At 67.4% G+C, this 11,548-nt stretch carries 9 protein-coding genes; 2 read left to right on the top strand and 7 right to left on the bottom strand.

The window, feature by feature from the left end; translation table 11 throughout:
- The first annotated feature begins 166 nt into the window (after positions 1 to 166).
- Entirely contained in the window at positions 167 to 292 is a 126-nt protein-coding gene (locus OV287_RS18360) for a hypothetical protein (protein WP_267535333.1), read from the top strand.
- A gap of 15 nt (positions 293 to 307) precedes the next feature.
- On the opposite strand, the gene OV287_RS18355 is transcribed toward OV287_RS18360, so the two are convergent.
- Positions 308 to 1,942, bottom strand: a complete 1,635-nt coding sequence (locus OV287_RS18355; protein WP_267535332.1) for an adenylate/guanylate cyclase domain-containing protein — start codon at positions 1,940 to 1,942, stop codon at positions 308 to 310.
- A gap of 294 nt (positions 1,943 to 2,236) precedes the next feature.
- On the opposite strand from OV287_RS18355, the gene OV287_RS18350 reads away from it, so the two are divergent.
- Entirely contained in the window at positions 2,237 to 4,657 is a 2,421-nt protein-coding gene (locus OV287_RS18350; RefSeq protein WP_267535331.1) for a PAS domain-containing protein, read from the top strand.
- 13 nt (positions 4,658 to 4,670) lie between these two features.
- Here OV287_RS18350 and OV287_RS18345 read toward each other — a convergent pair whose 3' ends face one another.
- From OV287_RS18345 to OV287_RS18320, 6 genes are all read right to left on the bottom strand, one after another.
- Entirely contained in the window at positions 4,671 to 5,453 is a 783-nt protein-coding gene (locus OV287_RS18345; protein ID WP_267535330.1) for a sugar nucleotide-binding protein, read from the bottom strand.
- 30 nt (positions 5,454 to 5,483) lie between these two features.
- Positions 5,484 to 6,521: a phosphatase domain-containing protein gene (locus tag OV287_RS18340; RefSeq protein WP_267535329.1), complete on the bottom strand. Its 1,038-nt coding sequence runs from the start codon at positions 6,519 to 6,521 to the stop codon at positions 5,484 to 5,486.
- The gene (gene plsX, locus OV287_RS18335) at positions 6,518 to 7,546 is read right to left on the bottom strand and encodes a phosphate acyltransferase PlsX (RefSeq protein WP_267535328.1); all 1,029 of its coding nucleotides are present in this window, start codon (positions 7,544 to 7,546) and stop codon (positions 6,518 to 6,520) included. The genes OV287_RS18340 and plsX overlap by 4 nt, the downstream gene beginning before the upstream one ends.
- Before the next feature lie 123 nt (positions 7,547 to 7,669).
- Entirely contained in the window at positions 7,670 to 9,670 is a 2,001-nt protein-coding gene (gltC, locus tag OV287_RS18330; protein WP_267535327.1) for an adventurous gliding motility protein GltC, read from the bottom strand.
- Entirely contained in the window at positions 9,667 to 10,500 is an 834-nt protein-coding gene (locus tag OV287_RS18325) for an outer membrane beta-barrel domain-containing protein (protein WP_267535326.1), read from the bottom strand. Before OV287_RS18325 ends, gltC begins: the two co-directional genes overlap by 4 nt.
- On the bottom strand, positions 10,497 to 11,336 hold the full coding sequence (locus OV287_RS18320; protein WP_267535325.1) for an outer membrane beta-barrel domain-containing protein: 840 nt from the start codon (positions 11,334 to 11,336) through the stop codon (positions 10,497 to 10,499). Before OV287_RS18320 ends, OV287_RS18325 begins: the two co-directional genes overlap by 4 nt.
- Positions 11,337 to 11,548: the final 212 nt, after the last annotated feature.

Genomic DNA, 11,548 nt, shown 5'->3' with positions numbered 1-11,548 from the left:
CACTCTGCGTAAGAGGACCGGAGACGTAGTGGTTGCCAGCTTTGGACCTCCTGCCCGCGCGCCCTATTGGTGGAGCGCCATATGTCCCCAACTCCTAGAGGAAATACGACCAATCCTTGATGAGTTTTTCACTCGGAGTGGATTTGTGTATGTGAATAGGCAGGCATTGGGCCGATATCTGACCTCGTGGGCAAGCGCCATCCAGGAAGCCGAGGCCAGCACCTTCGGGCACTACCTCGGGCGCCACAAGACCATGGAAGAGCACCGCAAGAACTCGCAGCAGGCGGCGTGAGCCCTCCGGGGCGACTCAGTCGCCCCGCTCTCCCACCAACAGCCAGGTCCTCACAGGCCCGATGCTCTTGATGTCCACCTCGCCCCGAGCCTCGAAGATGAAGCGCTCGCGCAGGGCCAGCCAGGTGGACTCGCTCACCTGGATGCGGCCAGGGAGCCCGTGCGACTCCAGGCGGCTGGCCATGTTCACCGTGTCCCCCCACAGATCATAGGCGAACTTGCGCGTGCCGATGATGCCCGCCACCACCGGCCCGCTGTGCATGCCCACCCGCACGTCCAGCGTCATCCCCGCCGCCTTCATCCGCTCCACGGCATCCAGGATCTCCAGCGCCATCCGCGCCATCACCTCGCGATGGTCCTTGCGCGGCGTGGGCACTCCCGCCACCACCATGTAGGCATCACCAATCGTCTTGATCTTCTCCAGGCCGCGGCGCTCGGTGAGGGCATCGAAGGCAGTGAAGACATGGCCGAGGACCTCCACCACCTCCTCGGGCGCAATGGGGGCCGCCCACCGGGAGAAGCCCACCAAGTCCGCGAACAACACCGTCACGTCTTCGAAGCGCTCGGCGATGGTCTGCTCGCCCCGCTTGAGCCGCTCGGCGATGGGCGGGGGCAGTACGTTGAGCAGCAGCCGCTCCGACTGCTCATTGGCCAGGCTCAGCTCCCGGGTGCGCTCGCCAATACGGGCCTCCAGACCCTGGTTGAGCTCCTCGATCTGCCGCTGGGCGCGCAGCCGCTCGGAGATGTCGCGGAGGATGAGGGTGGTGAGCACCTCGCGGCGGCCGGGAACGTGGGAGACGGACGCCTCCACGGGAAAGCATGTGCCCCCAGCGCGGATGCCCGTCAGATCGAGCAGCCCCGAGGGCGACTGGGAGACGTCGTATCCGGGCAGGAAAACGGAGAGAGGCTGGAGCAGCGCGGCCGGGGCCTCGCACTGGAAGATGGCCTGGGCCGCCCGGTTGAAACCGATGATGCGGCCCCGCCCATCCACGGTGACAATCGCATCCAGGGTCGACTCGATGATGGACTCCGTCATCCGCCGCACGTCCTGGAGTTGCTCGTCCAGGAGCGCACGGCTGATGCGTGAAGCCGTCATGGACGCAATGCTGGTCAGCAGGTGGAGGTGCTCCTCGGTGAAGAAGCCCTCGCGGGAGTGCTCCGAGTCGAGCACCCCGATGACCTCGTCGCGGAAGAAGAGCGGAACGGCCAGCTCGGACAGCCGCATCTGGTCGTCGCGGATGTAGCGGGGGTCCTTCCGCGTGTCGGTGATGAGCTCGGGCCTGCCGGTGGCCGCCACTGTCCCCACAATGCCCTGCCCTACCGGGATGCGGATGGGGTCGAGAATCTTCCGCGCCTCGGGGTTCTTGGGGCCGTAGGCCGCACGCTGGATCAACTGCTGGCGCTCCTCGTCCAGCAGGTAGATGACGCAGTCTTCCAGGCCGAGGTGGGCCACGGTGCCGTTGGCCACGTCCCAAAGGATGTCGTCAATATCCGTTTGGAGGTGCAATAGTGAGGAGGCGAGGCGGCTGAGAGCGTCGAGGCTCCGAGCCTTGGCCTCCAGCTCCTGGCAGCGCTGCGTCAGCTCACGGCAGCGCTGCTCCAAGGCAGACGGCTCCGAGGGGGCTGGCTCGGTGGAGGATGGAGGGCGCACACGACCATCTTGCGCTCGCCTGCTAGCGGTTTCGCAAGCTGTCTTCCGCACCGAGCAGGCAAGCCGTGGCCCTCTGCTCCGCCTGCCCTTCCGCCTTCGATCCCGACGGAAGCCCTATTCCTCCTGGAAGCCACAAGCTAAAATGGTGAATGCCCGGCACGGCCCGCCTTCGCGGACCCGGGCTGCTTGGATGCCAGCCCATCGCGAGCACATGGATCGAGTGGGCGGAGCCAGCACGGTCGCGCCTTGGTTTTGCCCTCGGCTGCGCACCAGGAACCGCCCGCGGCGCTCACCATGAAACTGCTCCTCGTCAGTCCACAAGTCGAGTGCTCCGTGGGCCAGCTCCTGTCGGGCTGGGGACACGAGGTGCGCCATGCACCGGGAGTCGAACAGGTGGGCGCACTGCTCCAGGGCGTGGAGGGGGTGCTGGTGGTGGGCACCAGCAATTCGGTGGCCGAGGACATGGCCCGACTCAGCACCGCGGAGGTGCGGCCCCGGCCCTTCTTGCTCGCGGTCGTCCCCGCCTCGGCGGAGCAGGTGCCCCTGGATGCGCTGCTGGCCGCGGCGGTGGATGACTTCCTGCTCATGCCCTTCGAGCCGGCCCAGCTCCAGAACCGGATCGAGTGGCTCGCCCGGCGCAGGAAGGTCGGGATGCAGGCGCCCGTGGAGGACCCCCGCTCGCGGGACGTGCACGATCGGCTGTCGGCGATCATCCAGACGCAGAGCGAGATCGCGAACGCCGGGCTCGAGCTGGGGAAGGTGATGTCGCTCATCGCCGAGCGCGCCATGCGGTTGTGCGGTGCGTCCGGAACGGCGGTGGCGCTGGCCGAAGGCGACGAGCTCGTCTACGAGGTGACGCACGGCAACTCGATGCCCCACCGGGGCTTCCGGCTGAAGCTCTCCCACAGCCTCACGGGCATGAGCATCCTGCGCGGCGAGGTGCTCCACACCCGTGACACCGAGGATGACCCGCGGGTGAACGTGGCCGCCACGCGCGCCACCGGCATCCGCTCGATGATCATCGTCCCGTTGCGCCGCATCGGGAGCACCGTGGGGGCAATCAACGTCAGCTACCCGGAGCCCAACGCCTACGATGATCTCGACGTCCGGACGCTCGAGATGATGGGCCGGTTGCTGGGCGCGGCGATGAGCAACGCCGCCGAGTTCGAGGCCAAGCAGACGCTGGTGGACGAGCTGGCCACCACGCTCGCGGCGCTCCAACAGAGCCAGGAGCTCTTCCAGTCGTTCATGAACCACAGCCCGGTGCTGGCCTTCATGAAGGACTCAGAGGGCCGGCGGGTGTGGGTGAACGAATCCTGTGCCCGGTTCTTCCAATGCGACATGGAGTCGCTGCGAGGGCGCACGGACGCCGAGCTGCTGCCAGCGATGACGGCCGCGCGGTTGCGGCGGGAGGACAAGGCCGTGCTCTCCACCGGGCAGCCCCTCCAGTCCGAGCAGGTCGTGCCCGCGCCGGACGGAACGCCACATTACTGGCTCAACCACAAGTTCCTCCTGCGCGATACGAACGGCCGCCAACTGCTCGGAGGCGTGTCGATCGACATCACCGCGCGCAAGCAGGCCGAGAAGGCGCTGCGCCGCTCCGAGGAGAGCTTCCGCGCGCTCATCGAGGGACTGCCCGAGGCCATCTTCGCGCACCGGGGGGGCCGCCTGCTCTACATCAACCCGGCGGGGCTCGCCTTCTTGGATCAGCGCTCGGTGGAGGACGTCGCCGGAATGTCGCTGCTGGAGCTGATCCACCTGGATGACCGGGCCGAGGCCGCCACGGTGCTCGAGGGCTCACTGGAGAAAGGCCCCGCCACCACGCGCGAGGTGCGCTTCCTCCGAACGCGCGGACCGATGATGTCAGCGGAGCTCAGCGCGATGCGGCTGCTCTTCGACGGCGAGCCGGCAACAGTGGTGAGCGCGCGCAACATCACCGAGCGCAAGCAGATGCAGGCCCGCCTGCTGCTCGCTGATCGGCTGGCGAGCGTGGGGACGCTGGCGTCCGGCGTGGCGCATGAAATCAACAACCCGCTCGCCTTCGTCCTCTCCAACCTCGGCTTCCTCGAGGAGGAGTGCCAGCTGCTCCGGAGTGAGCTGCCGAGGGATCGGCTGAGCGAGATGGAGGATGTGCTGCGCGAGACGAAGCAGGGGGCGGAGCGGGTGCGGCACATCGTGCGCGACCTGCGGACGCTCTCGCGCGACGAAGGCGAGCAGCTCTCCGACGTGGACGTGCGCGGGGTCATCGAGTCGAGCTTGGGCCTGGTGCGCCACGAGCTGCGCCACCGCGCGCGCCTGGTGAAGGAGCTGGAGCCGGTGCCTGTGGTGCGGGCGAGCGAGGGACGGCTGGGACAGGTCCTGCTCAACCTGCTCATCAACGCCGCCCATGCCATTCCCGACGGACGGCCCGGAGACAACGAGGTGCGCGTACGGCTGCGCGCCATCGCCGGGCACGTTGTCATCGAGGTGCTGGACACGGGAAGCGGCATCCCCCCCGAGGTCCGTGACCGGATCTTCGATCCCTTCTTCACCACCAAGCCGGTGGGGATGGGAACGGGCCTGGGGCTCTCCATCTGCCACGGCATCGTGACGGGCATGGGGGGCGACATCACGGTGGAGAGCGAAGTGGGACGGGGCAGCACCTTCCGCATCACCCTGCCCATCCCCCAGGCGGCACCAGAGGACCTCGACTCAGAGGACGCGGTGTCGGCCTGAAGGGCCACGGACCTCAGCGCAGGCCCGGCAGCCGGGCCTTGAGCGAGGGCAGCACCACCCGGTCGTCCATCATCCGCTGGTCGAACACGAAGTGCTCGGTGGGCTCCACCTGCCACCGGCCGCCATACCGCTCGTTCAGCGCGAGGACGATCTCGTAGTGCGTCCACTGCTCGTTCGCGTCGAGCAGGTAGAGCCCTGGCTCCGCCCACGCGAGCGCCTGCAGGGCCCTCACGGTGTCATCCAGGAAGGAGCAGGCGGGAAACCACCGCGTGCTCGCCTCCACCCTGCCCCGCTCGCGCATCTGCGCCTCCAGCGAGGCCACCATGTTGTTGCCCGAGGGCTGATCGTCGATCTGCCACCCCAGCCGCACCACGCGAGCCTCGGGGTTCTGCTCGAAGGCCCGCGCCTCCGCGCGCCGCTTCTCGTACCCGTAGCCCTCGGGGGCCTCCGGCTCCGAGTCCACCGTGAAGGGCCCCCGCGCGTGGTTCGAGAACACCATCGCCGTGCTGGAGAACACGAAGCGCACGCCCTGCTGACGGGTGATCCACGCCAGCTCGCTCGTCCACTCGTAGTTGATGAGCCAGGACTCGTTGGACCGCCCCGTGGGCTGTGACGCCGTAGCCAGGTGGAACAACACGTCCGGCGCCACCGAGCGCACGAAACGATCCATGGCCCAGTAATCATCCACGGGGACGCTGCCGCGGTCCCAGCAGACCACCTCGACGCCATGACGCCGCAGGTCCTCGCACAGCCGTGAGCCGACGGTGCCGTTGGCACCCGTGACAATGGCCCTCATTCCCGTGTCTCCCGCTCGCGAGGCCCCACCCTACTGCGTCTTGCGCGCCTTATGCGTGCGCGGGAGCGCGTGGTGGATGAGCTCCAGGTAGTCCACCGCCTGCACCGGCGGCGGCGGCGGCGGCGTACCCAGTGCGGCCAGCCGCTTGGTGAACGCCGAGATGATGTCCGGCATCGGCCGCAGCGCCTGCATGAGCGCGTTAGGCCCCTCCAGGGCCTGCACCAGCGCCGCCGCCGCCTGTTGCAGCGGCAGACCCCGGCGCAGCAGATCCTGGAACGAGTTGGACAGCGTGACGATGTTGTGCCCCGCCGACTGCACCATCTCCACCGCGATCTTGATGACCTGCGGGGCCGTCAGGTGTCCATCGGCCAGCAGCACCAACGCGGCCTGGAAGTAGTTGAAGACGGGCACCACGCGCGGGCCGTAGTTGGCGAAGTGCGCTGGAGGCGTCAGCCGGTCCAGGTGGATGAAGATGCGCCGCACGGGGTCGGCCACTGGCGTCTTCTTCCACGCGGCGCGCACCCGCTCGGCCTCGTCCGGGTACACCGCGGCCGCATCCAGAATCTGCTTCAGCACCCGCTCGTCCACGCGCCCGGCGATCATGTCCGCATAGAGCGAGTAGATGAAGGCATCCGCCTCGGCGTCATCGCCGAAGAGCACCTCCTCGGCCTCCACGGGTGCGTTGGCGCGGCTCTCCAGGATGGCGGGCAGCTTGTAGCCCACCTGCCCGCGCAGGGCCCGGAAGCGCCCACGCATCAGGTTGCCCACGTTGTCCTTGAGGACGAACTCGTCCCACACCACCCCGTCCAGCTTGAGCTTCTCCTCCAGCACCGAGCGAAGCTGCTTGGGGCTTCCAGAGACGATGCACAGCCGCGAGTCCCCGTTGGAGGCCAGCTCGCGGATGAGCGCGGAGGCGCCCGGCACGGCCTGCTTCTCGTGGGCCTTCTGGAAAGCCGTGCGCAACAGATCCCGGAGCGAATCGAACTCCGTCTGCAGGTACGTCTTGTCCAGGTCCCAGCGGTAGATGCGCCGCGGGGGCCTGGGATCGATACGGTCCGGAAGACTCACCGTGCCAGACCCTGCTGGATGGCCTTGCCCAAGTCATTGGCCGCTGCCTTGGCGGCCACCTTGCCGGCGTTGGCGATGGCCCGTGCCTTCGAGCGTCCATGGGCCTTGATGAAGATGCGATCGAACCCGAGCACCGGTGCTCCCCCGTACTGCTCCCAGTCGGTGATGTCCTTGATGCGCTGGATGCCGCCGGACAGCATCGCCAGGCCGGCCCGCCAGCGCAGGCTCTCCTTATAGGCGTACTGGGCCAGGTCCATCACCGTGTCGTGCACGCCCTCGAGCATCTTCAGGCACACATTGCCCACGAAGCCGTCGGTGACAACCACGTCCGCGGTGCCCTTGGGGATGTCCACGCCCTCCACGTTCCCGATGAACTGGAGCCCGCTCATGGCCGAGAGCGCCGCATGCGCCTCCACCACCTGGCGCGGCCCCTTGTTGGGCTCGGTGCCGTTGGACAGCAGCGCCACCTTGGGGTTCTCGTTGCGCGAGATGATGCGCGCGTACGCGGCCCCCATCACCGCGAACGTCACCAGGTCCTCCGCGGTGGCCTCCACCGTGGCGCCCACGTCGAGGATGAGCGAGAACGGATCCGCCTTCTGTCCGTGCCTGTCCCGGGTGGGGTACACCGCCGCCAGCGCCGCGCGCCGCACTCCCGGGAGCAGCTTGAAGTGGCGGGCGCACGAGAGCACGCAGGCCCCCGTGTTGCCGGCGGACACGAGCGCATCCGCCTCGCCCTCCGCCACCAGCCGCGCCGCCACCGACACGGACGCGTCCGGCTTGCGCGCCAGCGCCTCCCCGGGCTTCTCGTCCATGCCCACGTACTCGGAGGCATGTTGCACCGAGATGCGCTCGCCACTGTGCTTGGTCTCGGCGAGCGCGTCATCAATGAGGGCTCTATCCCCCACCAACAACGTGTGGATGTGTGGTGACTCCAACGAGAGCTGCGCGGCGCCCCTGACAATCTCCGCGGGGCCGTGGTCGCTCCCCATCACGTCGAACGCAATGGTGATGAGCTTGGTGGCCATGACGTCGCTATCTTACACGTTCGTGGCAAACGAAAAGGGGCTGGATCCACTCGGATCCAGCCCCTGGTGAAGAACGGTGCCAGCAGGCTCCCACCCGAGGGGGGGAGCCCTGGCGGTCCAGGCTCAGTTGCTCTCGCTGGCCTGGATGGTCCGGTTGGCGGTGTCGCGCTGGATGCAGCCCTTCGTCATCGTGTACTGGTAGGTGCCCAGCTCGTCGCGCCAGTACTCGCCCTCGTACGGCCAGTAGAGCTGGTCGTCCGCTACGGCCACCGAGAACCTGTACTTCTTGACGACGGAGACCTGGCCGCCGGCCTTGAGCTGCTCCTCCAGGAACTCCTTCTCCTTGGTGACGGTCTCGAACTTGATGCGCAGACCGTTGGCGAGCAGCTGCTTGAGCGACACCAGCTCCGCCTCCAGCTTGCCCTTGGCCATGATGCCGGCCTTCTCGATGAGGGCGGTGCGCTGCACCTTCAGGCCCTCGAGCAGCTGCTTGGACAGCTCGGAGTAGCGGAACGTGTCCCCCTTCTCCGAGAAGGTGTCCATCTCCGTCTCCAGCTCGAGGATGGACTCGTTCGTCTTCTTCAGGTCCTGGTCCGTGAGGGCCAGCCGGAGGATGCGCTCGAGGATGACGTCCGTCTCGCCCTTCTCCAGCCCCTCCTTGTTCTTCTTCTGCACGTCGGAGAGCACGCCGTAGTACTCGCTCGCCTCCAGCTGCTTCTTGGTGATGAGCTCGAGCTGGTCATGCACCGGCAGGTAGGTGCGCTCGAAGTCCTGGAGGATGAGGCTGGATTCCCGGTAGCGGCAGTTCTCGTAATAGATGACCGCCTTGAGGATCATCGCCTCGGGGAAGTACTCCTCGCGGAAGAAGGGCGAGGACAGCGTGATCAGGTTGCCGAGCGCCTGCTCGTACTGGCCCACGCGGTAGTTGGCCCAGCTGGCCTCGAACATGGACTCCAGCCACTGCGACGTGCCGCGCTCCACCTTGTTGAAATAGAAGAGGGCGTAGCGGTTCTGCTGCATGCCGTAGTGGGTACGGGCCAGCTGCATGAAGGCCAGCTCGCGCAGCTTCTGGTTGGCCACGGCCTGCTCCGCGTCCAGACCCGCGCCAGAGCGGGTGACGCGGATGATCTCCTTCATGGCCTCGATGGCACCCAGGGTGTTGAGGTCCGTGCGCCTGGCGGCGGCGTTGGTGGCGCGGTTGCCGAAGCGGAAGAAGGACAGGCCCTCGAGGTACTTGGCCCGCGGGTAGAAGACGTCCGTCTTGGGGATGAGCAGCGTGAGCCGCTTCACCTCGTTGAAGCTCTTGTCCGCGTCCTCCGCACGGCCCACCTGGTCCAGCGCCTTGCCACGCACGAAGTGGTAACGGGCCAGCAGGTAGTGGAACTCGCTGCGGAAGCGCTCGGGGAACTCCTGGTTCGCGTAGCGCGCAATCTCATCCAGGATGACGTTCTCGTTCTTCGTCTTGCGGCTGATGAAGAAGAGCCACTCCAGGCTGGTGCGGAAGAACTTCGTCTCGGGACCCACGGCGAGGATCTTCGAGAACTCGCCCAGCGACGAGTGGTAGAGGCCCATGCGGTAGAGGGCCTTGGCCATCACGTAGCGCGCCTCCAGGTGGAGGCCGGCGAGCTTGGCGTCCTGGAGCATCTCGAAGGAGCTCATCGCCGCCTTCTCGTACTCCTCGTTCTTGAAGAGCGCGATGGCCACGTCCAGACGCTGGCGATCACCGCTCTTGCCGGACACGTCCACCGCGTCGAAGGACATGGTGGGCGCGGCCTTGGGCTGGGTGGGAGTGTCCGCCGTCAGATCCAACCCCATGCCCGGGTTGGCCGACGGATCCTGCGCCGCGGGAGCCGCGGGAGTGGACACCGCCGTGCCCGTGTCGGCCGGGGTGGTGGTCGTGGTGGCTGAGGTGTCACCCGAGTCCGACTCGTCGGACTCGTCCTCGGCGGGCTGGGCAGCCGTGGGCTTCTTGCCACGCGGCGGCTTGCGGGTGGGCTTCTTCTTCTTCTTCTTGGACGGCTGGGAGAGGTCCAAGCCCTCGAAGCTCTGAGCGGGCGAGGGCGTCGCCCACGCCAGCGAAAGCCCGAGGGTTGCGAGACAGAGGGGCCGGAGCAGACGTTTCATGACTCGGGATGGGCGGAGGGGAAGAAGAAGGACACACCCAGCTCGAAGAGCAGCTGGTTGCGCAGCGTGGTGGACGGGTTGAGGGCCTTCTCGACGTAGATGAGGTCGCGGAACTCGGTGCGCACCGTCACCCAGCGGTTGAGGAAGAAGCGCATGCCGACGCCGACGTTGCCGCCCGCGGTGAGCTCCGCCGCCTTGGAGGGCCCGCGGTACTGCACCGCCGTGGCACCCACGACACCGTACAGGTCGAAGTGCAGGAACTGCTCGGCCATCAGGGAGATCTTCCCGTAGATGGGGGCCCACTGGGCGTCGATTCCGCCCATCAGGGTCAGCTGCCCGGGAGCCTCGCCATCCAGCTCCGCATAGGTGGGCCTGCGGCAGCCGCGGGTGGTGCCGCCATCCGCGCCGCTGGAGAAGGTGCAGATCTGCGCCGCGCTGGCCACCGTGTTGAGGGAGTAGCCGGCGCGCAGGCTCACCCCCAGCGTCTCCGTGGGGTGGTAGGTGAGCGTGCCGCCCAGGATGTACTTCGAGAAGAAGGCATCCTTGATGGAGAGCGTGGCCGACGGGCTGAACTCGAAGCGCCCCTGCTTGAGGAAGAGGTGGCCGGAGACAGGACGGACGCGCTCGCGCAGAGGGCCGAGGCGATCCTTGTCCACCTCCGACACGTCGCCGGCCTCCTGCTCGGAGGAACCGGACGTGGTGGCGGAGGCTGGCTTCGCGGGCGCGGGCTTCGCGGGCGCAGGAGCAGCAGGCGCGGGCGCCGCGTCCTGGGCCAGGGCGGGCACGGGCGCCAGACAGAGCGCGATCAGCAGACGGGTGGCGGTCTTCATTCGGACTCCCGACCGGTCGACTTCATCGGGAAGAAGAAGGAGATGCCGGCATTGAGGGTCATGAGGTTCTGGGTGGCGCCCTTGCTGGTGTTGAGGGGCTGGTCCACGTAGGACGTGTTGATGAGCGCCACGTTCACCGCGAGGTAGTCACGGGCGACGAAGCGCAGGCCCAGGCCGAGGTCCGCGGCGAAGCTGGGGCCGCGGCTCACTCCGGGGGACACCTCCACGCTGGACGTCCGGGTGTTCACCACGCCGAGGCCGCCCAGGAGGTAGGCATCGAAGTGGAGGATGTCGTTGAGGAAGGCCACCTTGCCGTAGAGCGGGCTCCACTCCACGTTGCCCATGGCCGACCACTGGGGCACCGAGAAGAAGATGCGGCTGTCGAAGGTGCGCTTGGCGATGCGCACGTCGTCCTCGGGCAGCACCTGCATCACGGAGAAGCGCCCGCCGATGGCCAGCGTGTCCGCCAGGTAGAAGGCGCCGCGCACCGCGCCGCCCAGCTTCGTGTAGTACGGGTCGTTCACCGACAGGGTGACCAGAGGTGTCACCTCGAAGCGACCCTTCTTGAGGTACACCTTGCGCTGCACGCTCTTGACGCGGTCGTCGAGCGTGACGTCGCGCTCGGCCGGCGAGAGCGGCTCGGCCGGGGGTGGCTCCGCCTCCGTGGAGGGCAGCGGGGGCAGCTCCTCCGTGGGCGGCTCCGCGGCGTTCTCGGTCTCTTCTTGGGGCTTTTGATCACTGCTCAGATCGAGTCCGAGCCCCGTATCTTGGTTCTGGGCAAATGCCGATGCTGGCGCGATGCACAGCGCGAGCACGATGGCCTGGAGGCGATTCACTTCCGGGAGCTCCGTGTCATGGGGGCGTCCGCCCACCGATACCTTCGAAGAAATCGGAGGCTGATGCGCGGCCCATCCTACCCGTCACTCTCACAACCCATCAACCGAACTCCGCTCGCCTGCTCCCTCTGTATGCACGCGGCGGATGTGCGCAAGGGCTCCTTGTGTATCCACTCGGTATAGTTGCAGGGGGAGTGTCCGGCACTCTCGCA

Source organism: Archangium lansingense, from assembly GCF_026626635.1.
GTDB classification, from domain to species: Bacteria; Myxococcota; Myxococcia; order Myxococcales; family Myxococcaceae; genus Archangium; species Archangium lansingense.
The sequence above is the reverse complement of the archived record's forward strand: the minus strand, read 5'-3'. Positions and strand labels throughout refer to the sequence as shown.

Coding starts and splice junctions, on each gene's coding strand:
- gltC (WP_267535327.1), bottom strand. CDS start 9,670: ATGAAACGTCTGCTCCGGCCCCTCTGTCTCGCAACCCTCGGGCTTTCG.
- OV287_RS18325 (WP_267535326.1), bottom strand. CDS start 10,500: ATGAAGACCGCCACCCGTCTGCTGATCGCGCTCTGTCTGGCGCCCGTG.
- OV287_RS18350 (WP_267535331.1), top strand. CDS start 2,237: ATGAAACTGCTCCTCGTCAGTCCACAAGTCGAGTGCTCCGTGGGCCAG.
- OV287_RS18345 (WP_267535330.1), bottom strand. CDS start 5,453: ATGAGGGCCATTGTCACGGGTGCCAACGGCACCGTCGGCTCACGGCTG.
- plsX (WP_267535328.1), bottom strand. CDS start 7,546: ATGGCCACCAAGCTCATCACCATTGCGTTCGACGTGATGGGGAGCGAC.